This is a genomic window from Paracoccus albicereus, assembly GCF_024359525.1.
GTDB lineage: Bacteria > Pseudomonadota > Alphaproteobacteria > Rhodobacterales > Rhodobacteraceae > Paracoccus > Paracoccus albicereus.
Map to the genome: position 1 here is coordinate 326703 of NZ_JAKZEU010000004.1, position 26144 is coordinate 352846.

The window sequence follows — 26144 nt, forward strand, 5'->3', positions numbered from 1 at the left end:
GACAGAAGTCACAGTGCGCGCAACCAGGCCCCTGCCTCGTGCGCGTGGACGGTCGCGGCGCGCACCTGACCATCGAAACCGCGCACGAGGTCACGGATCGTCTGTCGCGCCCGAATGACCAGATACATATCGCCAGCGAATATTGCAGCACGCTGATATCCGAAGACAAGCTGCGGCAGCAGGTAACCCTTGAGGCCGTCGTAAAGGTGCAGCCGGAAGCTGGGATACATCGCCTCGACCAGATCGGCCATCTGGACCAATTGGTCGCGGCGGATGGCATCGGGAAGTCCGGTCCACAAACCGGTGCCCGAGGCGAATTCCTGCATGCGCTGCATCGGCATGCAGATCTCGATATCCGATTCCGGCGCCTGCGCGTTTTCCATCTGAAATGCGGTCAGGGCCAACGCGCGCTCGGCCGCTTCGGGTCGGCCGCGCGTCTCGAAGGCGATCACCTCGGCGTTGCGCAGCATTGCCGGCAGACGCGACGGGACCGATCGGATCTTCTGGCCCGCGGTTTCCTGATACCACTGCGCCATCAGCGTCGGGTCGGAATGGCCATCGCTCGGCTGGATTTCGGTCCGGTCTGCGGTCTCGGTGCCGATCGCGGGCTCGGCAGCCAGACCCAGAAGCCAATCGGTCGAGACACCGAAGGCAAGCGAAAGCGCGACCAGCGTTTCGGATCGCGGCAAGCGCACGTCGCGCCCGGACAAGAGCTGCGACAGCGCCGAACGGTCGATCCCGATCCGCTGCGCGAAGCCAGATTGCGACAAGCCGCTTTGGCCGTGAAGCTGCTGCAGGCGCTGGCGAAAGACATCGGCCGTGTCGCGCTTGTCCAACGTCGTCGTGACCATAGGCAACAATCCGTTCCATTCCAAAACACTAACGACTTACTGTGACGATTGTATTCTTGCGGCACAATCTGTCACGGCACAGGATGCGCCGACCGTTTCGAGGTTTCTGGATGCGAGTAGAATGGCCTACCGTGGCGCTGGCCGCCGCGACGTATGGGGTTTGGGCTGTGGCCGGGGCATGGCTCTATCCGATCGCGCCCGTCCCCGCCCTGCTGGTGATGACCGTGGTGACCGCCATGCATTCGTCGCTGGTCCACGAATGTCTGCACGGCCACCCGACGCGCTCGCGTCGCCTGAACGAGGCGCTGGTGGCGATCAATCCCGGTCTGCTCTATCCCTATCGCCGTTACCGTGAGACGCATCTGCGCCACCATAACGACATCCGGCTGACCGATCCCTTCGAAGACCCCGAGAGCTATTATCAGGCCGCGCTGCGCCATCGCGCGATGCCGCGGTGGCTGCGACTGCTGCTGGCTGCAAACGCGACGATGCTCGGCCGCGTCGTGATCGGCCCTTGGCTGGGTGCAGCCGGGTTCTTCGCGCAGGAAGCGGCCGCGCTGGTGCGGGAAGAACGCGGCGCACGCAAGGCGTGGCTTCTGAACCTCATCGGCATTGTGCCGATCCTGGTCGCGCTGAACGCCTTCGGGATACCGCTGTGGCTTTATCTTCTGACCGTCGTGTGGGGCGCGCTGTCGCTGATCGCGATCCGTACCTATGCCGAGCATCAATGGCACGAACGGCCCGACGGTCGCACGGTGATCGTCGAACGCTCGCCCCTGTCGCTGCTGTTTCTGAACAACAATCTGCATATCGTGCACCACAAGATGCCCGCCGCGCCCTGGTATCGCCTTCCGCGCCTCTATCGCGAGCGGAAGCAGGAATGGCAGGCGATGAACGACGGCTACGTCTATCCCAACTATTTCGCGCTCTGGCGTGCCCACGCCGTGCATGCGAAAGAACCGGTGGAGCATCCCGCGCTGTACCGTGAGGTTTGATGAGACGCGCCGCCCTTCCGATGTACGACTGGCCCGAGATCCGGCACCAGACCGAAGCCTTCTGGAACCGGCTGCGCGCGGGGCTGGACCTGCCTGCGCTGACCCACCCGGTCGAGATGGATGACCTGCTGGCAATCTGGCGTGATCCTGAAACCCTGATCGCCGATGCCTGCCGGGGGACCGTCGACCTGGACCTGATCGGCACCCAGCGGATCATCGGACGGCGCAGTTACGATGGCGTGCCTGGCGGTGAAGGCACGACCTATCGTTCGGCCCTCGTGGCACGTGAGGGCCAAACGGCGAAGCCCGGCGCGAGCGCGGTGCTGCCTGCCGGGCTGGATCGGATGCGGCTGGCCGCGAACTCGGTCGATTCCCGGTCGGGCTGGCTGTCCATCGCCGAGGATGCGCAGTTGGATGATACGGATGTGCTGTGGACCGGTGCGCATCGCGCCTCGATCCGCGCGGTGGCGGATGGCCGTGCTGACGTCGCGGCGATCGATTGCCGCAGCTGGCAGCTGGCACTGGACCACGAACCCGCGGCGCGCGGCCTGACGGTGATCGGCTGGACCGCACCCCGTCCCGGCCATTTCTTCATGACCGGCACAGAGACCGCCGACCCCGTCGCCGACGCGCTGTCGCGCCGATTGGTCGAAGCCGGCCAATATGCACCGGAGACGGAAGATGCGTGACAGCGCCGACGCGATCATCATCGGCGCGGGGGTGATCGGTAACGCCATCGCCTTCGAACTGGCCAAGCTGGGCTGGCAGACGCTGAGCCTCGACAAGGGGCCGGACGCAGGGTCGGGCTCGACCTCGTCATCAAGCGCAATCATCCGCACCTATTACTCGGTCGAGGCATCCTGTGCGCTGGCCTACGAGGGCTGGCATTACTGGCGTGACTGGGCCGCACATGTGAACCTGCCCGAGGGTACGCCGCTGATCCGCTACAACGAGACCGGCTGCCTTGTCGTCAAGGGTCCGGCCAACAAGAACCTGGTGAATGTCTGCGCGATGATGGACCGGATCGGCTGCCCCTGGCAGGACGTTCCGGCCGAGCGTATCGCGGATTATCTGCCCGGTGTCGACCTGCAGGCCTACTACCCGCCCAAACGCCCCGAGGATGACGGCTTTTGCGTGCCGACCGGCCGGGAAATTGCGGGCGCGGTGTTCTTTCCGCAGGGCGGATACGTGAACGATCCCAAGCTTGCGGCCGAGAACCTGAAGCAAGCGGCCGAGGCGCATGGTGCGCGGTTCCTGTTCCGCGCCGCGGTGGCCGAGATGCGACAGGCTGACGGTCGAACCGCCGGCGTGACGCTGGCCGACGGGCGGCAGATCGACGCGCCCGTCGTCATCAATGCGGGCGGGCCGTGGTCATCGAAGCTGAACGATCTGGCGGGCGTGACGCGGGGGATGAACATCGCAACCCGCGCCAACCGGCAGGAGGTCGCCTATATCCCCGGCCCGCGCGATTTCGACTTCGGCGCCAAGGGCTACGTCTATTCCGACGGCGATACCGAGACTTATGCAAGGCCCGAAGCGCCGGGTGTGATCGTCATCGGCTCGGGCGATCCGCAATGCGACCCGCGCGAATGGGTCGATGACCCCGACGCGCTCGACACGAACTTCACCGATCAGTGGACCACCAACGTGATGCGCTTTGCGCAGCGGTTCCCGAACCAGCCGATCCCCGGACAGGCCAAGGGGGTGGTCGCGATGTACGATGTCAGCGACGACTGGTTGCCGATCTATGATTGTTCCGACCTGCCCGGCTTCTACATGGCCTGCGGGACCAGCGGGAACCAGTTCAAGAATGCCCCGGTCGCCGGCAAGATCATGGCACGGATCGTCACCGCCTGCGAAGACGGACACGACCACGATGCCGATCCGCTCAGCTTCCATCTCGACCGGATCGACCGGTCGATCGACCTTTCCACCTATTCGCGCAAGCGCGTGGTGAACCCAAATTCCAGCTTTTCGGTGATCGGATGAGCGACAGGCACGCGCGCGTGGTGGTGATCGGCGGCGGCGTCGTCGGATGTTCGGTGCTGTTCCATCTGGCCAAGGCCGGCTGGACCGACTGCCTGTTGATCGAAAGGTCGGAACTGACGTCGGGCTCCAGCTGGCATGCGGCGGGCGGGTTTCACACGCTGAACGGCGACCCCAACGTCGCCAAACTTCAGGCCTACACGGTCGGGCTTTACGACGAGCTGGAACGGATTTCCGGCCAGGCCTGCGGGTTGCACCTGACCGGCGGCATCATGCTGGCCGACAGCCCGGAACGGATGGATTGGCTGCGCCTCACCCATGCGCGCGGCCGCACGCTGGGGATGCAGACCGAGCTGATTACCCCGTCCGAGGCCAAGGCGATGTTTCCGCTGATGGACGAGACGAATTTCGTCGGCGCATTGTGGGACCCGGTGGAAGGGCATCTGGATCCGTCGGGCACGACCCACGCCTATGCGAAGGCCGCGCGCACGCTGGGCGCGAAGATCGAATTGCGCAACCCGGTCACGGACCTGACGCAGGACGCGGATGGGACGTGGAACGTCGTCACGCGGAACGGCACGACCCGGGCCGAGCATGTGGTGAATGCGGGCGGCCTCTGGGCGCGAGAGATCGGACGGATGGTCGGCCTCGAGCTGCCTCTGCTGGCGATGGAGCACATGTATCTCCTGACCGAGGACATGCCCGAGGTCATGGAGTTCAACGCCAGGACGGGTCGCGAGCTGGTCGGCGTGATCGACTTCAAGGGCGAGATCTACACGCGGCAGGAACGCAACGGCATCCTGCTGGGCACCTACGAGAAGGCGGCAAAGCCATGGTCGCCGATCACCACGCCCTGGGATTTCGGGCACGAACTGCTGGAACCCGACCTGGACCGAATCGCGCCCTCGCTGGAGGTCGGCTTCCGGCATTTCCCGCCCTATGAACGCGCGGGGATCAAGACGATCATCAACGGACCCTTCACCTTCGCCCCCGACGGCAACCCGCTTGTCGGTCCGGTGCCGGGGCTGACGAATTTCTGGTCCGCCTGTGCGGTGATGGCGGGCTTTTCGCAGGGCGGCGGAGTGGGCCTCGCGCTGGCGAACTGGATGACGACGGGCGATCCGGGTTTCGACGTCTTCGCCATGGATGTCGCGCGCTACGGCGAATGGGCGACCTTGCGCTACACCAACGCCAAGGTGCGCGAGAACTACTCGCGCCGGTTCAGCATCCGCTTCCCGAACGAGGAACTGCCCGCCGCACGCCCGCAGGAAACGACGCCGATCTACGATATCCTGACCCGCGACCGCCACGCGGTGATGGGCAATTCCTGGGGGCTGGAGGCGCCCTTGTGGTTCGCGCCCTCGGCCGAGGACGCCCACGACGTGCCGACCTTCCACCGCTCGACCGATTTCCAGCATGTCGGTGCCGAGGTCCGGGCGGTCCGCGACGGGGTCGGCGTCACGGAGATCGCGAACTTCGCCAAATACGAGGTCTCGGGACAGGGCGCCGAAGCGTTCCTCGACCGGCTGATGACAAACCACATGCCAAAGCTGGGGCGGCTGGTCCTGTCGCCGATGCTGAACGAGGCGGGCAAGCTGATCGGCGACTTCACCATCGCCCGCGCCGCCGAGGATCGCTTCCTGATCTGGGGCAGCATTGCCGCCAGCAAATACCACATGCGCTGGTTCGAACGCCATCTGCCGGCTGATGGTGACGTGCGCCTGCACCGGTTCGGCACGGATCTGGTGGGCCTGTCGATTGCCGGGCCGCGATCGCGCGATCTGCTGGCGCGATTGGTCGATCAGGACGTCGGCAACGACGCGTTCCGTTTCATGGACTTCTGCGAGATGGACGTCGCCGGCGCGCCCTGTCTGGTCAACCGGATCAGCTATACCGGCGATCTGGGCTACGAGATCTGGATGCGCCCGGCCTTCCAGCGCCGGGTCTATCTGGCGATGCACGAGGCCGGGGGCGATCTGGGCCTGCGCGATTTCGGCATGCGCGCGCTGCTATCGATGCGGCTTGAAAAGAACTTTCCGACCTGGTTCGCCGAACTGCGCCCGATCTATGGCCCGCTCGAGGCCGGGATGGAGCGTTTCGTCAAACTGGAAAAAGATTTCATCGGCTGCGACGCGGCTCGTCGGGAGACAGAGAGCGGCGGTTCGCTGCGCCGTGTGTCGCTGATCGTCGAGGCGGACAATGCCGACGTGATGGGCGACGAGCCGATTTGGGCACGGGTCCCCGCCCCGTCCGAGGCGATCACCGCACCCCATGCGTTCGGCGCCGTGCGTTTTGATGCTGACGGACGCGAGATCGCGGCGCCCGAGATCCAGCGAGACGGGGATTGGGCAGTCGCCGGTTGGGTGACGTCCGGCGGGTATGCGCATGGCATCCAGGCGTCGATGGCGCAGGGATATCTGCCGCGCGATCTTGCTTCACCTGACGCGGACGTGGCGCTGCAGGTCGAGATTCTGGGTCGTCGCCATGCTGCCCGGATCGTGCACGAACCTCCGTTCGACCCGTCCGGCGAACGGATGAAGTCGTAAACGACGTATCCCGAGACGGATTTTTATCTTTCGTCAAAGCGATACATCGCTAGGCTGGGGGCAATCACAGGCGGCGGCGCCAAAGCCGCCCGGTATCCCACAGGAAGGCTGTCCCATGACGAACCATTTCCGTTTTCCAAGGATTCATCCCAAGGCGCGCATGTACGCCGCCGAGGCCAAGGCCGGCGATCTGAGCCGTCGTGAGTTCCTCACCCGCGCCACCGCGCTTGGTGTCAGCGCCACCGCAGCCTATGGCCTGATCGGCCTGAACGCACCCCTGCGCGCGCAGCCCGCCGGCGACCCGGTGATGGGCGGCAGCATCAAGATGCAGATGTACATCAAGGCGCAGAAAGACCCCCGCACCTGGGACTGGTCGGAACTGGCCAATGTCTGCCGCGGCTGGCTGGAATATCTGGCGAGCTACGAAAACGACGGCTCGGTCCAGCCAGTGCTGCTGGAAAGCTGGGACGTCAACGACGACGCGACTGAATACACGCTGCATCTTCGCCAGGGCGTGAAATGGAACAACGGCGACGATTTCGTGGCCGAACATGTTCGCCACAACATCGAGCGGTGGTGCGACGGCACGGTCGAGGGTAATTCGATGGCGTCGCGCTTCTCGACGCTGATGGACCCGGAAACGAACCAGTTGCGTCCCGACGCGGTCGAGGTCGTGGATGACCATACCCTGACGCTGAAGCTTTCCGCGCCCGACATCACCATCATCGTGGGCTGCGCCGATTATCCGGCAGCCGTGGTCCACCCGTCCTTCGACGGCAGCGACCCGGTCGCCAATCCGATCGGCACCGGTCCCTATCGGCCTGTCAGCCATGAAGCCGGCGTCGGTGCGGTGATCGAGAAGAATCCCGATCACTCGTGGTGGAACGAAGGCAACGGTGCCTATCTGGACCAGATCGAATTCGTGGACCTGGGAACCGACCCGGCGGCCTGGCTTGCCGCGGCCGAGGGTGGCGAGATCGATCTGGATTACAACACGATCGGCGAATTCGTGGACCTGTTCGACGCGATCGGCTGGGTCAAATCAGAAGCGCTGACCGCGAACACGCTCGCCGTCCGCTTCAACCAGGAGCAGGAGCCGTTCACCAATGTCGACGTCCGCAAGGCCGTGCAGATGGCGGTCGACAACAACACGGTTCTGACCCTGGGTTATAACGATCAGGGCAAGGTGGGCGAAAACCACCATGTCTGCCCGATCCACCCGGAATATGCCGATATCGGTCCGGCGGAACACGATCCGGCCGCTGCCAAGGAAATGTATGACGCGGCGGGCGCCCCGGCGATCGAACTTGTTTCGCTGGACGAAGCCTATCAGGCCGCGACCTGCGATGCGATCGCCGCACAACTTCGCGATGCGGGCTTTACCATCGACCGCCAGATCCTGCCCGGTGCGACCTACTGGAACGACTGGCTGAAGTTCCCCTTCAGCGCGACCGAGTGGAACATGCGCCCGCTGGGCGTTCAGGTGATGAAGTTGGCCTATTATTCGACCGCTGCCTGGAACGAGGCCGCCTATCGCAAGCCCGAATTCGATGCGTTGCTGGATCAGGCAATGGGCACCCCGGACGTCGAGGCCCGCAGAGAGATTATGGCCAAGGCCGAAGAGATGATGCGCGAAGACGGCGTGGTGATCCTGCCCTATTGGCGCAACACCTATCGCCACGCCAAGCCGACGATCGGCGGCGCCGCGATCCACCCCACATTCGAGGTGCGCTACCAGTATTACTGGGTTGCGCCCGAGTAAGCGGCGCCAGGCAAGGTGACGGCCCCGTTCGGGGCCGTCGTCCAGCGATCAGGGGAACCGCTGTTGCTGACATTTCTCGCCCGACGACTGGCCGCCATCGCCGCATCGGCACTGGTCCTGACATTCGTCGTCTTCGCGTTGACCAATCTTGACCCGAACCTCGAAAAGCTCGCCAAGGGCCAGGGTTCTGCGCGGATGTCGGATGCCGAGGTCGAAAGCTGGCTTGCCGGCAACGGGTACGACCGGCCGATGCTGACCCGCTACGGCGAATGGTTGGGCGTTCTGCCGGGCTGGACCGCCGAGGGAGAGGACGGCACGGTCGTGCGGGGGCGGTGCATCGACAATGCGGCCGATCGCGAGATTCGGCCTCGATTTTGCGGCGTGATGCAGGGTGACTGGGGTTGGTCCACGCGGTTCCGCGCCCCGGTGGGCGAAATTCTGGCAGACCGTCTGGCGGCGACCGGCAAGCTGATGTTCTGGGTGATGGTCGTCATGGTGCCGTCGGCCCTGCTGCTCGGCGTGCTGGCCGGAATGCGCGAAGGCTCTCGCACCGACCGGACCTTGTCGACTGTCGCCATCGCCTCGACCTCGACGCCTGAATACGTCATGGGCGTTCTGCTGATCGCACTGCTCGCGTCGTCGCAGGCGGGGCTGTCGCCGATGCTGAAGGAGTGGGGGCTGCTTGACGCGCCGGTGCTGTTCCAGGGCAATGCGCGGTCTGCGGTGGGGGACGCGAACTTCTGGAACTTCACCCTGCCGGTGATGACGGTCGCGCTGTACGGCATGGGCTATATCGCGCGGATGACGCGCGCCTCGATGACCGAGGTGATGACCCAGCAATATATCCGCACCGCAAGGCTGAAGGGTGTCCCGTTTCGCGATGTGGTCATGAAGCATGCGCTGCGGAACGCGCTGATCGCGCCCTTCACCGTCATCATGCTGCAATTTCCGTGGCTGCTGAACGGCGTCGTCATCACCGAGGTGCTGTTTTCCTATCCCGGCTTCGGCTGGACGCTGGTCGAGGCGGCGGGCAACAACGACATCGAACTGCTGCTGGCCTCGTCGGTGGTCGCGGTGGTGCTGGTGCTTGCGACGCAGCTGATTTCCGACATCGGCTATGTCTGGCTCAATCCCCGGATCAGGCTCGCATGATGGAGGATCAGGCACTCGGATGGTTCGCGACCATCGGCCGGATGGCGATGCAGGTCTGGCCCGTCTGGCTGGGCATGGCGGTGATCTTCGGCCTGTCGATCCGGTTCAAACGCAGGCTGGGACTTTACGGCAAGCTGTTCGATTCCACGGTGGGCATGATCGGTTACGCGATCGTGCTGTTCTGGGTGCTGGTTGCGGTCTTCGCATCGCTGATCATCACCCATGATCCGTTGGCACAGGTCGCGATCATGAAGAACGCCGCCCCGGGCAGTCCGACGGGGCTGGAGGACGGCTATCCCTACTATCTGCTGGGCGGCGACGCGCTGGCGCGCGACGTCTTCTCGCGCATGGTGATGGGCGCGCGCGAAGTGCTGAAGATCGCACCGGCCGCTGCGCTGGTCGCCTATGCCGTCGGCATCTGTCTGGGCCTGCCCGCGGGCTATCTGGGCGGCTGGTGGGACGACGTGCTGTCCTTCATTGCGAACCTGGTTCTGGCTTTCCCGGTGATCCTGCTGTTCTTCCTGCTGGTCACGCCCGAGATCCAGCAGACCGGCATCCCGAACGGCATGGCCGCGATCCTGTTCGCCATCCCGCTGGTTCTGATGGCGCTGATGATCCATTCGCGCTTCGTCACCCAGCCCGCACGGCGCAACCTGTGGCTTGCCATCCTCGCGATCGTGGGGATCTGGGCCTATGCGGGACTGGTCTTCGACGCCGACCCGCTGGGTGTCTGGCGCATGCCTCCGAACCTGCTGAACGTGTTCATCGCGGTGGTGTTCGTGAACGCGCCCACCGTGTTCCGGATCGTCCGCGGCATCACCATGGACATCAAGAACCGTGATTATGTCGCCGCTGCCCAGACGCGCGGCGAAAGCGGCGCCTACATCATGCTGTGGGAAATCATGCCCAACGCGCGCGGCCCGCTGATCGTCGATTTCTGCCTGCGCATCGGCTACACGACGATCCTACTGGGCACGCTCGGCTTTTTCGGGCTTGGCGTCTCACCGGAAAGCCCCGACTGGGGATCCACCATCAACCAGGGCAGACGTCTGCTGACCGCCTATCCCCATGCCGCGCTGGCGCCGGCGCTGGCGCTGATGATGCTGGTCCTTGGCCTGAACCTGCTGGCCGACGGATTGCGCGAAGAAAGCCTGAAGGACTGACGCCATGGTTGATCCACGGGACCCGACAGCGACCGAGCCCGACGCGTTCGACCCGCGGTGGGGTGCATCGCAGGAACCGTCCCTTGGCCCGAGCGCAGAGCCTGGCCCGGCCCTTGGCGCGGGGATCGGGCCCGATCGAGCTGACGAGGCAGAAGCGGCGCGCAGCAGTGCGGCAGAAACGCCCCCGGCCCGCGATGATCGCGCAGCGCCGGCCGGTGCAGGTAACGGTGACGATCCGGTTCTCGAGATCGAAAACCTCTCGATCAGCTTCTTCACCCGCCTGCGCGAGATACCGGCGGTGATGGACTTTTCGGTCAAGGTGATGCCGGGCGAAGCCGTCGGTCTTGTCGGGGAGTCCGGCTGCGGCAAGTCGACCGTGGCGCTTGGCGTGATGCAGGACCTAGGCGTCAACGGCCGGATCGTCGGCGGCAGCGTGCGCTTCAAGGGCCGCGACATGGGGTCGATGTCGCAATCAGAACTGCGCCAAATCCGGGGCAGCCAGATCGCGATGATCTATCAGGAGCCGATGGCGAGCCTGAACCCGGCGATGCGTGTCGGCGATCAGTTGGCCGAAGTGCCGATGATCCACGAAGGCATGGCCCGCAAGGAGGCTCTGGCGATGGCACGTCAGGTCGTTGCCGACGTGCGCCTGCCCGATCCCGACCGCATCCTGCGGGCCTATCCCCACCAGCTGTCGGGCGGCCAGCAGCAGCGGATCGTGATCGCTATGGCGCTGATGTCGAAGCCGGCGCTTCTGATCCTGGACGAGCCGACGACCGCGCTTGACGTCACGGTCGAGGCAGGCATCGTCGACCTGGTCAAGGACCTGGGCCGCAAATACGGCACCTCGATGCTGTTCATCAGCCACAATCTGGGCCTGATCCTGGAAACCTGCGACCGCATCTGCGTGATGTATTCGGGCGAGGCCGTGGAAACAGGCAGCGTGGACGATGTCTTCGACCGGATGCGCCACCCCTACACGCAGGCACTGTTCCGCTCGATCCCGTTGCCAGGCGCCAACAAGAACAGCCGACCGCTGGTGCCGATCCGCGGCAACTTTCCGCTGCCACACGAACGTCCCCAAGGCTGCAACTTCGGCCCGCGCTGCGATCATTTCGTCGACGGCGTCTGCAATGTGACCGACATCCCGATGGAACCGGTGCCCGGCGATGACCGCCACAACACCCGTTGCATCCGCTTTGACGAAATCGACTGGGATGCGCCGCCTGCACACCAGGCCGCGACCGAAGAGACGCCGATCGGCAACGTGGTGCTGCGGCTTGAGGATGTGAAGAAATACTACCACGTGTCGCCCGGCATGTTCAGCGGCGGTGACGGACAGGTCGTCAAGGCCAACGAGGCGCTGTCCTTCGATGCGCGGTCGGGCGAGACATTGGCTATCGTGGGAGAGTCGGGCTGCGGCAAGTCGACCTTGGCCAAGGTGCTGATGGGGCTGGAGACCGCGACATCCGGCAACATCATGCTTTACGACCAGTCGATCCAGAACACACCGATCGAGAAGCGCGGGACCGATACGGTGTCCTCGGTCCAGATGGTGTTTCAGAACCCGTTCGACACGCTGAACCCGTCAATGAGTGTCGGTCGTCAGATCGTTCGCGCGCTGGAAATCTTCGGCACGGCCAGGACCGATGCCGAAAGGCACCAGCGGATGCTGGAACTGCTGGATCTGGTCAAGCTGCCGCGCGCCTTCGCGGAGCGGATGCCGCGTCAATTGTCGGGCGGACAGAAGCAACGGGTGGGCATCGCGCGCGCCTTTGCCGGTGGGGCCAAGGTCGTGGTCGCGGACGAGCCGGTTTCGGCGCTGGATGTGTCGGTTCAGGCGGCGGTGACGCAACTGCTCATGGACATTCAGCGCGAGCACGGCACCACGCTTTTGTTCATCAGCCACGACCTGTCGGTCGTCCGCTATCTCGCCGATCGGGTTCTGGTGATGTATCTGGGTCATGTCGTCGAAATCGGATCGACCGAACAGGTCTTCGCGCCGCCCTATCACCCCTATACCGAGGCGCTGCTGTCGGCCGTTCCGATCGCGGACACTGCGGTCGAGAAGCGCAAGATCGTGCTGGAGGGTGACATTCCGTCGGCTATGAACCCGCCGCCGGGCTGCCCGTTCCAGACCCGCTGCCCGTGGAAAGATCGCGTTCCGGGCAATCGCTGCGAAACCCAGATGCCACCGATGCGGCGGATGGCAGGTGGGCACGAGATCAAGTGCCACCTGTCGGACGAGGAGTTCGCATCCATGCGCCCGGTCTTTTCGCGGGCGCCCGAGGCGGCGGAATAGAACCGCCATCGCTGTCGGTAGACGGATCAGGTCTCGCGGAATGCGCGGTTGAAGTAATCGGCGAGCGGCTTCAACAGATAGGTCATCGGGCTGCGTTCACCGGTCTGGATGAAGACTTCGGCAGGCATCCCGGGCACCAGCGCCTGTTCGCCCAGTTTCTCGATCTCGGCGGGTGGAATGGTCACATCGGCGCGGTAAAACGCCGCCTGGGTCCGTTCGTCGACCGAGGCATCGGCCGCAATCCGGCTCAGCACGCCCTCGATCTCCGGCGTGGTCCGTGAGGAAAAGGCCGAAAAGCGCAGCCGAACGGGCTGACCGATCTCGATCTCGTCGATATTGATCGTGGCGATGCGGACACCGACCAGAAGCGGGCGATCCTGCGGAATCAGGTACAGGATCGGATCGGCAGGTCGGATGACCGACCGCAGCGTCGTTACCTGAAGGTCCAACACGACGCCTGACACCGGCGCGCGTATTTCCAGCCGCGAGATCTGTTCGGTCAGTGAGCGGCGCCGCTCGGCCAACTCAAGTTCACGATAGGCGAGATCGCGCAACTCTGCCTCTGCCGTCTCCCGGCGCTCTGCCTCCAGCCGCAGCCGCTCGATCCCGATCTCGGTCCGGCGCGTTTCGGCCTCGGCACGGGATGCCTCCATCTCGCCCAGTTGGCCCGCCAGGCGGGCGGCCTCCCGCTCCAACGCGAGGACGCGGGGTGCCTGCGCCAAGCCGCGTTCCAGCAGCGATCGCTGATCGGTCAGTTCCTCGTCGAGAAAGCCCTGCTGCTGTTCCAGTGCCGCGCTTTGGGCATCGATGCCCCGGACCTGTGCTCCGACCTGTTCGGTTTGCTGGGCCAGCCGGTCCAACGACTGGCGCAGCGTGTCGCGCCGGGCGATGAACAGACTGCGCTGACCGTCCATCAGCGCCGCGAGATCGGCGCGTTCGGACGCATTCGCGACCAGATCTTCGGGGAAGGTGACGTCTTCGGTGTCGGCGCGTTCTGCCTCCAGCCGACCGCGACGGGCAAGGATCTCGAAATACTGGCCCTCGACGATGGCAAGTTCGGTGCGTAGCAGCGCGCCGTCCAGCCGCAACAGCGGCTGACCTGCCTCGACGGTGTCGCCTTCCTTCACGAGGATTTCCTGCACCACGCCGCCATCGGGATGCTGCACGATCTGGCGCTGGCTCTGCACCTCGACCTGGCCCGAGGCGACGACGGCGCCGGCGATACGCGACGAATAGGCCCAGGCCCCGAAGCCGCCGACCAGCAGAAAGATACAGATCAGCCCCATCACCAGAGCGCCGCGCGCGGGCCAGCGTGCGGCGGATTCGCCCGCGCTTGGCGGTCCGAACGGACGGGGCGGTGCCGGCGGACCCGCGCCCTGCCCGCTTGCAGCGGTCGCGGGTGCGGACACGGTGCCGTCGCGCGAGGTCACGACCGACGGGCGCGGACGCGGCTGTGCCGCACTGGACGGCGCGGCCTTGTCCGCAGGCGCAGCTGCTTCGGGGAAGATCGCGTTCAGCGAATAGCGCGGCGGCTGGTTCTTGTCGCTGTCGCTCATGTCACGCCCCCGCCGCTGCCGACCTCTTGCGCCGCGCGGATCTGGTCGGCGTTCTTGACCATCGAGCGCAGAACCTCATCCCGCGGTCCGAAGGCGCGCCGGATGCCCTGATCCATGACCAGAAGCAATTCGCATTCGCTGATCGCGGCAGGCCGGTGGGCCATGATGATGACGCCGCCGCCCCGTGCCTTGATCGCGCGGATGGCCTGATTCAGCGCCTCCGACCCCTGGTTGTCGAGGTTCGAGTTCGGCTCATCCAGAACGAACAGCACCGGGTCGGGATAGAGCGCGCGCGCCAGACCGATCCGCTGCACCTGTCCGCCCGACAGGCGATTACCGGCCTGGCTGATCGGCGTGTCGTAGCCTTGCGGCAGGTCCAGCACCATCTGATGGGCCGCCGCGGCCTGCGCCGCGCGGACGATCCGCTCGGGGTCGGGATTGGGATCGAGCCGGGCGATGTTCTCGGCGATGGTACCGTCGAACAGCGTCACCTTCTGCGGCAGATAGCCGATCAGGTTGCCCAGCACATCGGGATCGTACTGATCCAGCGTCGCCCCGCCCAGACGGATCGAGCCTGCGGCCACGGGCCATGCGCCGATCAGCGCGCGCGCGATCGTGCTTTTTCCCGCGCCCGATGGCCCGATGATGCCAAGCGCCTGTCCCGGCGCGAGGTTGAAGCTGACTCCGCGGACCGTCGGCTGGTTCTGTCCCGGCGGCACGATCGAGCATTGTCGCACGTCGAGGTCTGCCGCCGGTCGCGGCAGCGGCGTGCGCGGCGGCTCCGGCAGGCGGCGCGACAGAAGGCCCGCCATCCGCGTCCATCCGTCCTGGGCCCGCTGCGCCAGCGCCCAGCCACCGACGACCTGTTCCACGGGCGCCAGTGCGCGGCCCATCAGGATCGAGCTTGCAATCATCGCACCCGGCGTCAGTTCTTGCTGCAGCACCAGCCACGCGCCCGCAGCTAGCATCGCGCTTTGCAGAAACAGCCGGAAGGTGCGCGAGAAGACGGTGAAGGCCGACGCGCGGTCGGTGCCCGTCAGCGCCTCGCGCGTGGCCTTGTCGCGCGCCTGACGCCAACGGGCAAAGGTCGCGCCGCGCATTCCCAGCGAGCCGATCAACTCGCCTTCATCGCGGTACATGTCAGACATCCGGTCGGCCGCCTGCCCCGCCATCGCGGATTGCTGCAGCGGCGAGCGGTTCATCCACTGGTTCAGGAAAGTCGTGAACACCAGGATCGCGCCACCTGCGGTCGCGACCACGCCAAGAAGAGGATGGAAGATGTAGACCGCCGCCAGAAACAAGGGCGCCCAAGGCAGGTCGAACAATGCCAGCAGGACGGGAGAGGCCAGAAATCGCTGCACCGCTTCGAGATCACGGAGGCCGCCCTTGGCGACCGCTTCGCTACCCGTCAATGCGCCCTCTTTCAGCGACGCATCGAAGACGCGCGCTTCCAACCGGTCCTGAAACCGCGCGGCGACCCGGTTCATCACCCGGTTTCGCGCGACGTCGATGACGCCCATCAGGATGAACAGGAACAGAACAAGTATGGACAGGGCGGTCAGCGTCTCGACCGATTGCGAGGCAAGGACCCGATCGTAGACCTGCAGCATGAAGAGCGGTCCGGTCAGCATCAGCAGATTGACCGCGGCCGAAAAGATGCCCACGAAAATCAGAAGGGGCCAGGCCTGCGCCCGGACCCGACGCAGTTCCGCGTTGCCATCGTTCAAAGGGGACGGGGCTGCCATGCCACCTGATTCCGTTTCATTCTCGCAGCCCTTTTCGGCGAGCCGAATCAGGGCCGCTCACTGGATAGCCTGAAATCTTTGGCAAATCATTGACGAATCGCTGCGCCCTGAACGGGATGCGCAGCGATCCGAGGTTAGTTGATGCCGATATTGCGCAGCGCCTCTGACAACGCATCGCCCTGCGGGACCGCTGCCGGCACCGCCTGCCCGCCGGCAGAGGTCGAAGCGCCTGGCGTCCGCGGAACGGTCCCCGGCGGGACGGCGGGCACCTGCGGCGCCGGACCGCCCGGAACCGGCTGCGGCGCGCCGCCACCCTGCTGCTGCCGGATGGCCGAAGCCAGAGCGGCCGCGAGCGGATCGTTGGCGCTGCCTGCGGTGACGACCTTGGGCATACCCTCGCCCGTCGCGATCACGACGCCGCTGCCGTCAGGCGTGACGGTCAGCAACGGCTCGACTGGCAGGCCGTCGTGGATTTCCGCCATCACCGCCTGCCAGATCTCGGCCGGCAGACCACCGCCGGTGACGTCGTTCAGTGGGGTGTTATCGTCATAGCCCATCCAGACCCCGGTGACGTACTGCCCGGTGAAGCCGATGAACCATGCGTCGCGATAGCTGGACGTCGTGCCGGTCTTGCCGGCGACCGGACGATCGCCGGGCAGCTTCGCGCGACCGCCGGTACCGTGCGCGATCACCTGCTCCATCATGAAGATCAGTTGCCCCGCCGCGCGGGCCGAGACGACCTGCTCGCCCATCCCGCCCGACTGGCCCATCAGCGGCTGGTCGTCGCCATCGATCCGCAACTCGACAAGGCCGTAGGGTCGAACCGAGCGTCCGCCGTTACGGATGCCCGCATAGGCGCCCGTCATTTCCAGCAGCGTGGATTCCGACACGCCCAGACCCAGCGACGGGCTGGTCGTCAGGTCGTGGGCAAAGCCGAAGCCCTGCGCCACACGGCGCACGGCGTCACGACCGACCGCCTCCTGCAGACGGATCGTCGAGGTGTTGATCGAGTTCGCCAGTGCCGTGGTCAGCGTGATCTCACCACGATAGTTGCGGGTGTAGTTCTTGGGAGACCAAGGCCCGGAACCCGGGATGTTGATCGTCAACGGCGCATCCAGAACGCGGCTGTCAGGCGAATAGCCCTGTTCAAGCGCGGCAGCATAGACGAACGGCTTGAAGCTGGACCCTGTCTGACGCTTGGCCTGCGTGGCCCGGTTGAAGGCACCGTTCACGGTGCTGTCACGACCGCCGATCATGGCACGGACGGCACCGTCAGCGCTCATCACCACGACTGCAGCCTCGGCTTTCGAGCCTGCCTTGACCTTTTCCTCGAATGTCTGAGCCAGCGCCCGTTCTGCGGCGCGCTGAACGCGCTGGTCGAACGTGGTCTTGATCGTCACGTCCTCGGTCGTTTCCGTGGTTAGGAAACCCGGTCCCGATTCCATCACCCAGTCGGCGAAGTATCCGCCGGCGCGCGCCGCCGCTGCGCGGGACAGGCGCGCCGGCTCTGCCTCTGCGGCGGCAAGCTGCGCGTCGTCGATGTAGCCTTCGCGCCGCATCAACCCCAGGATGATGTTCGCGCGATCCTGCGCGCGGGCGAGGTTGGACGTCGGCGCGTAATAGCTGGGCGCTTTCAGCAGGCCCGCCAGCATCGCAGCCTCTGCCGCGTTCACGTCCACCGCAGGCTTGTTGAAGTAGCGCTGGCTCGCCGCCTCGAACCCGCGGGCGCCCGCGCCCAGATAGCTGCGGTTCATGTAGATGTTGAGAATATCGTCCTTGCCGTACTTGGCTTCCAGCGCCAGGGCGAACGGCACTTCCTTGACCTTGCGCCACAATGTCGTGCGGCGACACTCGGCCTCGTACTCAGCCTCGTCCTTCCACTGGGTGGGATCGAAGCTTTCACCAAGACACAGAAGCTTCGCCACCTGCTGCGTGATGGTCGAGCCCCCGTTGCCTTCCAGCGCGCCGCGTCCCTCGGCGAGGTTGATGCGGATGGCGCTGGCGATGCCGCGCGGGTCGACGCCGAGATGGCTGTAGAACCGGCGGTCCTCTGTCGCGATCACCGCCTGTTTCAGGACCGGCGCGATCTTGTCGGAGGAGACCATACCGAATGTCTCACCCCGCCAGGCGAAGACACGGCCGTCGCGGTCGAGCATGGTGACCGATCCGCGTGCACGGCCGTCGAACAGGGCCGAGGCTTCGGGGAGACTGCTGTAGTAATAGGCGCTGGCGCCGAACAGAATCAGCGCGACGGTCAGCGCGAGGCGCCAGAAGCTGCCCCAGATCACCCGCCAGACAAGCGAGACCGCGCCCGCGACGCCGCGCGTGACGACATTTCCGCGGCGAGGCTTGGCCTTGGCCGCGGCGTGACGCTTGGGCTTGGCCTGCGCGGCGGGACTGCGCTTGTCGGCAACGGGGCTCTTGCCCCGCCGCGTGGGGGTGCCGGTCGGTCGTCTCATTCCTGCAAGCCTGTATCAGCGGGGTGCCGGTTTCTCCGGCTCTTTACGCGATCATACAGGAACTGGAAGGGCTTGGGAATTCCGCTGACCCAAAGGTGATGGGCCGGCGCCTTCGCCGGCCCTGATCATGTCAGCTGTTATAGGCGCTTTCGCCGTGGGTGGTGGTATCGAGACCCTGACGCTCATCGCTTTCGCTGACGCGCAGACCGATCGTCGCCTTGACGATGTGGATCGCTACGAAGGACACGACGCCCGACCACAGCACGGCGATGATGACACCCAGAGCCTGCGACCAGACCTGCGCACCCATCGAGAATGCGGCGACCTCACCCGTCGCATAGTCGAAGACGCCGGTGCCGCCCAGCGACGGCGCTGCGAAGACGCCCGTCAGCAACGCGCCGACGATGCCGCCGACGCCGTGGATGCCGAACACGTCGAGGCTATCATCGACACCCAGCTTCGGCTTCATCGCGTTGACGAACCACAGGCAGACCAGCCCCGCGATGATCCCGATCGCGATTGCGCCGACCGGACCGACGAAGCCTGCGGCCGGTGTCACGCCGACAAGTCCGGCGATGGCGCCAGACACGCCACCCAGAAGGCTGGGATGGCCGCGCGTCGCCCATTCGCCCCAGCTCCACGCCAGCACCGCCGCGGCGGTCGCGACGGCCGTGTTCACCGCAGCCAGTGCAGTCACCCCGTTGGCTTCAAGATTCGAGCCGGCGTTGAAGCCGAACCAGCCCACCCACAGCATACAGCCGCCGATGAGGGTGAAGGTCAGGTTGTGGGGTGCCAGCAGCTCGCGCCGATAGCCGAGGCGAGGGCCCGCAACCATCGCCGCGACCAGCCCTGCGATGCCCGCGTTGATGTGGATGACGGTGCCGCCCGCGAAGTCCAGCGCGCCATGGCCGAACAGATAGCCCGACGGCGCGTCATAGGCGCTGGGCCCGCCCCACCACCAGACCATGTGCGCCATGGGGAGGTACGAGAAGAAGAACCAGATCACCGTGAACATCAGGATGGCGGCGAATTTCAGGCGCTCGGCCGTGGCGCCGACGATCAGCGCGGCCGCGATGCAGGCGAAGGCCATCTGGAAGATCACGAAGCTAAGTTCCGGGATCACGACGCCGGCCGAGAACGACTCGACCACTGCGTCAGGCCCGACACCGGCAAGGAACATCTTCGACAGCCCGCCGATGAACGGCGTCAGCGGGCCGGCAGAGGCCGCATCCCCCGCGCCCGTAAACGCCAGTGAATAGCCGAACAGCACCCACAGGATCGCGATCACGCAGAAGATCGTCAGCACCTGCATCAGGACCGACAGCATGTTTTTGGCGCGGACCAGCCCGCCATAGAAAAGCGCCAGCCCCGGCACCGACATCATGATGACCAGGATCGAGGCAATCAGCATCCAGGTCGTGTCTCCCTTGTCGGGAACGGGCGTTGCCGCGGCGTCTTGGGCCGCTGACGGCAGCGCAGCCAGCAGCGCAAGTGCCGCCAGGCCGAGGGTGCGGGTCAATTTCATCGTCGTCATCCTTCATCGCGCGAGCCGCTGGGGCCGCTTTCGCACCCTCATGCTCACCAGCAGGCTTTTTGCCCACCACGCAGGCACCCTGCAAACAGTGTCAGACGCGCATTGCCTGTTTTTTGATCGCCCTGGAGTGGCTGGGATGAAGTTTCGGGCAGCGTCCATTTCCGACCGACCGTTCCGGCCCCCTTCCTTGTGCGGAAAGCCCTGACTTTCGATGAAAGACCGATCGCAGCCGGTCCGGCGGCTGACCCATGCAGATGAGGTACCTGATGAAAAAGACCCTCCCGCTTATCGCGTCGCTCGTGTCGCTGGCAGCCCTGCCCGCCATGGCACAGGACGCGGCACCCGCGGAGGCGGCCGACGCGGTCAGCGCCGATGTCGTCTATATCTTCAACACGCTGCTGTTCCTGATCGGCGGCTTCCTGGTGATGTGGATGGCCGCGGGGTTTGCCATGCTCGAGGCCGGGCTGGTCCGCTCGAAGAACGTGACCACGCAGCTCTTCAAGAACGTGTCGCTCTTCGCGATCGCAGGCATCATGTACTGGATCGTCGGCTACAACCTGATGTATCCGGGCGATGGCTGGACGGTGCCCGGCGTGATCGGTCAGCTGTTCAGCCCCAAGGCCATGGACCCGGTCGGAGCGGGAGACGTAACCGCCGGTTATTCGGCAGGATCGGACTTCTTCTTCCAGCTGATGTTCTGCGCCACCACCGCCTCGATCGTGTCGGGAACGCTGGCCGAGCGTATCAAGCTCTGGCCGTTTATGATCTTCACGGTCATCCTGACCGGCTTCATTTACCCGATCGAGGCAAGCTGGCAGTGGGGCGGCGGCTTCCTGTCGGAGATGGGCTTCTCCGACTTCGCAGGCTCGACCCTGGTTCATGCCACCGGCGGCTTCGCCGCGCTGGCCGGCGCCATCGTCCTGGGCGCCCGTTATGGCAAGTATCGTCCCGACGGACGACAGCACCCGATGCCGGGTTCGAACCTCGCGCTGGCGACACTCGGCACGTTCATCCTGTGGCTGGGCTGGTTCGGTTTCAACGGCGCCTCGCAACTCGCCCTTGGCTCCGTCAACGACGCCGCCGATGTCAGCCGCATCTTCGTCAACACCAACATGGCGGCCTCGGCCGGTGCGGTGGCGGCGATCATCACCTCGCAGCTGATGTTCGGGAAGATCGACCTCACGATGGTGCTGAACGGCGCGCTGGCGGGCCTTGTGTCGATCACCGCCGAGCCGCTGACGCCTTCGGTCTTCGCCGCGATCCTGATCGGCGGTGTTGGCGGTGCCATCGCGGTCGTCGTGGTTCCGATGCTGGACAAGATGAAGATCGACGACGTCGTCGGTGCGATCCCGGTTCACCTGGTCGCGGGCATCTGGGGCACGATCATCGTTCCGGCCACCAACCCCGACACCAGCTTCATCACTCAGATCATAGGCGTGGCCGCCATCGGTGCCTTCACCTTCGTGGTCAGCATGGTCATCTGGATGGTGCTGAAGGCCACAATGGGCATCCGCGTCGATCAGGAGACCGAAATTAACGGTCTCGACGTGTCCGAACTGGGGATGGAAGCCTACCCCGATTTCGTGCAGGCCAAATAAACGAAATCTCGAGCAGTCCAGGAACGGGGCGGGGCGCGCAAGCGGTCCGCCCCTTTCACGTTCCGCCTGTCAGGCGACGCGGCTGACCACGAAATCCGACAGATCGGCCAGCATGGCGCGCACCGGGTGATCCGGCAGCACCTTGAGGGCGTTGCGCGCCCGTGCGGCCCAGGCCAGCGCATCTTCCCGCGCCGCTTCCAACGCACCGTGGCGCTGCAGGATCGTCATGGCTTCGGCGAGATCCTCGGGGCCCTGCTGACCTTTCTCGATCGTACGGACCCAGAAGGCCCGTTCCCGAGCATCCGCCTGCGCCACGGCCTTGATGACGGGCAACGTCAGCTTGCGTTCACGGAAATCGTCGCCAGTGTTCTTGCCGATCACCGCGGCGACCCCGCCAAAATCCAGCACGTCGTCGACGATCTGGAACGCGATACCCAAGGCATCGCCATAATCGTGGAGCGCGCGAACCTGCGCCTCGGACGCGCCCGCGATCACTCCTCCCGATTCCGTCGCTGCAGAAAACAGGGCGGCCGTCTTGCCGCGAACGATTTGACGATAGATGTCCTCATCCGTCTTCAGGTCCTGCGAGGCGGTCAGCTGCAGCACCTCGCCTTCCGAAATCGTGGCGCTGGCATTCGCCAGGATGTCGAGCACGCGCAGGCTGCCGGTCTCGACCATCAAAAGGAAACTGCGCGCAAACAGGAAATCACCGACAAGCACGCTGGACTTATTGTCCCACAAAAGGTTCGCGGTCGGCCGACCGCGGCGCTGGCGGCTTTCGTCCACGACGTCGTCATGAAGCAGCGTAGCGGTATGGATGAACTCGACCGCCGCCGCGAGATTGATGTGATACTCGCCGGAATAGCCCAGCATCTTCGCTGCGGCGAGGGTCAGCATCGGGCGCATGCGCTTGCCGCCCGCCTCGACCAGGTGGGCGGTGACTTCAGGGATACGCGGCGCATGTCGGCTGGACATCCTGTCGCGAATCAAGGCGTTGACCCGCGCCATTTCGTCTGCGACCGCGTCGCTCAGCCGATCCAGCGGCTCAGACAGGCTATGGTTCACGCCGATGCCCCTTACTCGTGCGGGAACCCATTGCCATGCCATCGACAAATTCGCAACCGCCGCCTAGGACTTGACCATGAAGGAACTTCTTCGCACCACCGACCCCGTGAGCCTGTCGCGCGCGCAAGCCATCCTGCAGGACGAAGGCATCGCAAGCTTCGAGATGGATCGTCATATGAGCGTCCTCGAAGGGTCGATCGGAATCCTGCCGCGACGGCTGATGGTCGCTGATCGCGACCATTTCACGGCACTCGCGCTGATGCGAGAGGCGGGGCTTGTCGAGGACTGACGTGGTGGGTGGCACCCGCATCGATGGGTTTCTGAACGGTCGTCTGCAGATCGAGCAGCCCATCGACGGCTACAGGGCGGGCGCGGATGCGGTTATGCTGGCCGCAGCCTGTCCCGCACGACCGGGCGAGACGGTTGTGGAGCTGGGATGCGGCGTGGGAACCGCGTCAATTTGTCTCGGCTGGCGCGTGCCGGGTGTCACACTGACGGGATTGGAGCGGCAGCCCGATTACGCCGCGATGGCGGACCGTAATGCAAAGCGCAACGATCTGCCCCTCTCTGTCGTGACCGGCGATCTCAGCCGGATGCCGGACACCCTGAAGGCCGCCTCCTTCGACCACGTCATCGCCAATCCGCCCTATTTCCGTGATGCGACACCTGCACCCGACGCCTTGCGCGCCGAGGCGCGGCACGAGGACACGCCCCTGCGGGCCTGGGTGGATGCCGGATTGCGTCGTTTGCGGCCCGGCGGCCATCTGCTGATGATCCACAGGCCCGAGCGTCTGAATGAACTGCTCGCCGCGCTGGCAGGCCGCGCGGGTGCGATCGCGATCATGCCCATTGCGGCGCGTGAGGGGCGGGAGGCGGGACGAATCCTGCTGAGCGCGCGCAAAGAGGCCAAGGGCGCTCTGCGCCTGCTTGCGCCTTTCGTTATGCATGCCGCATCCGCCCATTCCGGCGACAGGGAGGACCTGTCACCGGCCGCATCGGCGGTTCTGCGCGAAGGTGCGGCAATCAACCTGAGGTAATGTGAAAGCATCGTGACAGAATCGCGGACTTATGGTCCACTTGAGAGGTTCGACAACCGATGAAGGAGGACGTGATGTCAGTTGCTTCCCATGTGGAAAAGCTGCGCGTAAGACACCAACACCTTTCGGACGCCGTTGAAAAGGCGCAAAAAAGTCCGGGGATGGATGATCTCCAGATTACCGCGATGAAGCGCGAGAAGTTGCGCCTGAAGGAAGAGATCCAGCGGCTGACACATTGATCGAACGGCTTGGATAGAGACGATTTGAACGACAAAGGCCCGCAGTCATCTGCGGGCCTTCTGCTTCAGGTGGCGGGTTTCAGCTGAAGAACTGGCCACCGTTCGCCGACAGGGTCGAGCCGGTCACGAAGCCCGCACCGTCCGACGCCAGGAAGACCACCGCGCGCGCGATCTCTTCCGGCTCGCCCAGGCGGCCGACGGGGATCTGCGGGATGATCCGTTCGTTCAGCACCTTTTCGTCGATGGCGCGGACCATCTCGGTCCCGATATAACCCGGCGCGATCGCGTTGACGGTGATGTTGGCCCGCGCGCCTTCCTGCGCGAGCGCCCGCGTGAAGCCGATGTCACCAGCCTTCGCGGCGGAATAGTTGGCCTGCCCCGCCTGCCCCTTCTGTCCGTTCACTGAACTGATGTTGACGATGCGGCCGAACTTGCGGTCGCGCATGCCACCCCAGACCGCATGGGTCATGTTGAACAGCCCGGTCAGGTTCGTGTCGATCACCTCGCGCCATTGCTGAGGGGTCATCTTGTGGAACATCGCGTCGCGGGTGATGCCAGCGTTGTTGACCAGCACGGCGACCGGACCAAGCTCTTCCTCGATCTGGCGCACGCCCGCGGCGCAGGCATCGTAATCGGCGACCGACCACTTGTAGGCCTTGATCCCGGTGGCGTCGGTGAAGGCCTTGGCGGCATCGTCGTTGCCCGCGTAGTTTGCAGCGACGGTGTAGCCTTCATCCTTCAGCGCCTTCGAGATGGCTTCACCAATCCCGCGCGTTCCGCCTGTCACAACAGCGACTTTCGACATGACGTCCCCCCTGACATCGTTGCTTGCGAAATCTTGCTACCGAATGTGTCACCTGCACGCAAGATCGTTGCGCGCAGGCTTTGGTTTGGATCAGGCGCGCTCGACGCACATCGCGACGCCCATGCCGCCGCCGATGCACAGCGTTGCCAGACCCTTCTTCGCGTCGCGGCGCCCCATCTCGTGGATCAGCGTGTTCAGGACCCGCGCGCCCGAGGCGCCGATCGGGTGACCGATGGCGATGGCGCCGCCGTTCACGTTCACCTTTTCGGGGTCCCAGCCCATGTCCTTGTTGACCGCACATGCCTGGGCCGCGAACGCCTCGTTCGCTTCGACCAGATCGAGGTCCTGTGCTTTCCAGCCTGCCTTCTCCAGCGCCTTGCGGCTGGCCGGGATCGGTCCGGTGCCCATGATCGCGGGATCGAGACCGGCTGTCGCGTAGGACGCGATGCGCACCAGCGGTGTCAGACCGCGACGACTGGCTTCTTCCTCGGTCATCACCATGACCGCCGCGGCACCGTCGTTCAGGCCCGACGCGTTGCCGGCCGTGACCGAACCATCCTTGGTGAAGGCCGGGCGCAATTTCTGCATCGCATCGATCGTCGCACCGTGGCGGATATACTCGTCATCCTCGACCACCACATCGCCCTTACGGGTCTTGACGGTGAAGGGAACGATCTCGTCCTTGAACCGGCCGGCCTTCTGCGCGGCTTCGGCCTTGTTCTGGCTGGCGACCGCGAACTGGTCCTGTTTGTCGCGGCTGATCTGCCATTTCTCGGCCACGTTCTCGGCCGTCTGGCCCATGTGATAGTTGTTGAACGCGTCCCACAGACCATCGCGGATCATCGTGTCGACCATCTTCATGTCACTCATCTTCTGGCCCGCACGAAGATAGGCGGCATGCGGGGCGAGCGACATGGATTCCTGCCCTCCTGCGAGCACGACCTGCGCGTCCCCTAGGATGACCTGCTGGGCTGCCAGCGCGACGGTGCGCAGCCCCGAGCCGCAGACCTGGTTGATCAACCATGCGGCCGATTCCTGCGGCAATCCTGCATTGATATGCGCCTGCCGCGCGGGGTTCTGGCCCTGTGCGGCGGTCAGCACCTGACCGAGGATCGTCTCGTTCACCTCGGCGGGGTCGATCCCGGCACGTTCCACCACCGCCTTCAGGACAACGGCGCCCAGATCATGGGCGGGTGTGTTGGCGAAGGCGCCCAGGAAACTGCCGACCGGCGTGCGGGCGGCGGACACGATAACGGCGTTGGTCATGGCTTGATCCTTCCTCCGGCGCCGAAGGTCCGGCGCGTCGGGGCCAACCATGCCAACAGCCTGTGACGGGATCAAGGCCACGT

At 65.1% G+C, this 26144-nt stretch carries 20 protein-coding genes; 12 read left to right on the forward strand and 8 right to left on the reverse strand.

From position 1 onward, the window contains the following. Positions 1-8 precede the first annotated feature (8 nt). On the reverse strand, positions 9-851 hold the full coding sequence (locus MLD63_RS12670) for a helix-turn-helix domain-containing protein (RefSeq protein WP_255330270.1): 843 nt from the start codon (positions 849-851) through the stop codon (positions 9-11). A 110-nt stretch (positions 852-961) separates the two neighbouring features. Here MLD63_RS12670 and MLD63_RS12675 point away from each other — a divergent pair, with 110 nt between their 5' ends. The 8 genes from MLD63_RS12675 to MLD63_RS12710 all read left to right on the forward strand — a co-directional run bounded on the left by MLD63_RS12675 (position 962) and on the right by MLD63_RS12710 (position 12757). Then, a complete protein-coding gene (locus MLD63_RS12675) occupies positions 962-1846 on the forward strand; it encodes a fatty acid desaturase (RefSeq protein WP_255330271.1) in 885 nt (294 codons plus the stop codon). After that, positions 1846-2535 (forward strand): phosphate/phosphite/phosphonate ABC transporter substrate-binding protein, encoded by a 690-nt coding sequence (locus MLD63_RS12680; RefSeq protein ID WP_255330272.1) that lies wholly within the window; start codon positions 1846-1848, stop codon positions 2533-2535. The genes MLD63_RS12675 and MLD63_RS12680 overlap by 1 nt, the downstream gene beginning before the upstream one ends. Then, positions 2528-3835, forward strand: a complete 1308-nt coding sequence (locus MLD63_RS12685) for an NAD(P)/FAD-dependent oxidoreductase (RefSeq protein WP_255330273.1) — start codon at positions 2528-2530, stop codon at positions 3833-3835. The genes MLD63_RS12680 and MLD63_RS12685 overlap by 8 nt, the downstream gene beginning before the upstream one ends. After that, on the forward strand, positions 3832-6378 hold the full coding sequence (locus MLD63_RS12690) for a GcvT family protein (protein WP_255330274.1): 2547 nt from the start codon (positions 3832-3834) through the stop codon (positions 6376-6378). Before MLD63_RS12685 ends, MLD63_RS12690 begins: the two co-directional genes overlap by 4 nt. Before the next feature lie 115 nt (positions 6379-6493). Then, positions 6494-8140, forward strand: coding sequence for an ABC transporter substrate-binding protein (locus MLD63_RS12695; protein ID WP_255330275.1), 1647 nt, complete (start codon positions 6494-6496; stop codon positions 8138-8140). Positions 8141-8203: 63 nt separating this feature from the next. Continuing rightward, the gene (locus tag MLD63_RS12700) at positions 8204-9292 is read left to right on the forward strand and encodes an ABC transporter permease (RefSeq protein ID WP_255330276.1); all 1089 of its coding nucleotides are present in this window, start codon (positions 8204-8206) and stop codon (positions 9290-9292) included. Next, entirely contained in the window at positions 9289-10455 is a 1167-nt protein-coding gene (locus MLD63_RS12705; RefSeq protein WP_439957663.1) for an ABC transporter permease, read from the forward strand. Before MLD63_RS12700 ends, MLD63_RS12705 begins: the two co-directional genes overlap by 4 nt. Positions 10456-10459: 4 nt before the next feature. After that, the gene (locus MLD63_RS12710) at positions 10460-12757 is read left to right on the forward strand and encodes an ABC transporter ATP-binding protein (protein ID WP_255330277.1); all 2298 of its coding nucleotides are present in this window, start codon (positions 10460-10462) and stop codon (positions 12755-12757) included. Between the two features lie 26 nt (positions 12758-12783). Here MLD63_RS12710 and MLD63_RS12715 read toward each other — a convergent pair whose 3' ends face one another. The 4 genes from MLD63_RS12715 to MLD63_RS12730 all read right to left on the reverse strand — a co-directional run bounded on the left by MLD63_RS12715 (position 12784) and on the right by MLD63_RS12730 (position 20042). Next, positions 12784-14043 (reverse strand): HlyD family type I secretion periplasmic adaptor subunit, encoded by a 1260-nt coding sequence (locus tag MLD63_RS12715; protein ID WP_255330476.1) that lies wholly within the window; start codon positions 14041-14043, stop codon positions 12784-12786. A 266-nt stretch (positions 14044-14309) separates the two neighbouring features. Continuing rightward, complete coding sequence (locus MLD63_RS12720) at positions 14310-16058, reverse strand: type I secretion system permease/ATPase (RefSeq protein ID WP_255330278.1); 1749 nt, start codon at positions 16056-16058, stop codon at positions 14310-14312. A gap of 134 nt (positions 16059-16192) precedes the next feature. Beyond that, positions 16193-18517, reverse strand: a complete 2325-nt coding sequence (locus MLD63_RS12725; RefSeq protein WP_255330279.1) for a transglycosylase domain-containing protein — start codon at positions 18515-18517, stop codon at positions 16193-16195. Positions 18518-18647: 130 nt separating this feature from the next. Beyond that, the gene (locus MLD63_RS12730; RefSeq protein ID WP_255330280.1) at positions 18648-20042 is read right to left on the reverse strand and encodes an ammonium transporter; all 1395 of its coding nucleotides are present in this window, start codon (positions 20040-20042) and stop codon (positions 18648-18650) included. Positions 20043-20317: 275 nt separating this feature from the next. Between MLD63_RS12730 and amtB the strand changes: the two genes are divergently transcribed. Next, entirely contained in the window at positions 20318-21649 is a 1332-nt protein-coding gene (amtB, locus tag MLD63_RS12735) for an ammonium transporter AmtB (RefSeq protein ID WP_255330281.1), read from the forward strand. A gap of 69 nt (positions 21650-21718) precedes the next feature. Here the strand turns inward: amtB and MLD63_RS12740 are convergent, their stop codons facing one another. Beyond that, positions 21719-22657, reverse strand: a complete 939-nt coding sequence (locus MLD63_RS12740) for a polyprenyl synthetase family protein (RefSeq protein ID WP_439957668.1) — start codon at positions 22655-22657, stop codon at positions 21719-21721. Positions 22658-22790: 133 nt separating this feature from the next. Here MLD63_RS12740 and MLD63_RS12745 point away from each other — a divergent pair, with 133 nt between their 5' ends. The 3 genes from MLD63_RS12745 to MLD63_RS12755 all read left to right on the forward strand — a co-directional run bounded on the left by MLD63_RS12745 (position 22791) and on the right by MLD63_RS12755 (position 23990). Next, the gene (locus MLD63_RS12745; RefSeq protein ID WP_255330282.1) at positions 22791-23003 is read left to right on the forward strand and encodes a putative signal transducing protein; all 213 of its coding nucleotides are present in this window, start codon (positions 22791-22793) and stop codon (positions 23001-23003) included. A 4-nt stretch (positions 23004-23007) separates the two neighbouring features. Continuing rightward, positions 23008-23751: a tRNA1(Val) (adenine(37)-N6)-methyltransferase gene (locus tag MLD63_RS12750; protein WP_255330283.1), complete on the forward strand. Its 744-nt coding sequence runs from the start codon at positions 23008-23010 to the stop codon at positions 23749-23751. Positions 23752-23825: 74 nt separating this feature from the next. After that, a complete protein-coding gene (locus MLD63_RS12755) occupies positions 23826-23990 on the forward strand; it encodes a YdcH family protein (RefSeq protein WP_255330478.1) in 165 nt (54 codons plus the stop codon). A 79-nt stretch (positions 23991-24069) separates the two neighbouring features. Here MLD63_RS12755 and phbB read toward each other — a convergent pair whose 3' ends face one another. Both phbB and MLD63_RS12765 read right to left on the reverse strand, forming a co-directional pair. Further along, complete coding sequence (phbB, locus tag MLD63_RS12760) at positions 24070-24795, reverse strand: acetoacetyl-CoA reductase (RefSeq protein WP_255330284.1); 726 nt, start codon at positions 24793-24795, stop codon at positions 24070-24072. A 90-nt stretch (positions 24796-24885) separates the two neighbouring features. Then, positions 24886-26061: an acetyl-CoA C-acetyltransferase gene (locus MLD63_RS12765; protein ID WP_255330285.1), complete on the reverse strand. Its 1176-nt coding sequence runs from the start codon at positions 26059-26061 to the stop codon at positions 24886-24888. Between the last annotated feature and the right edge of the window lie 83 nt (positions 26062-26144).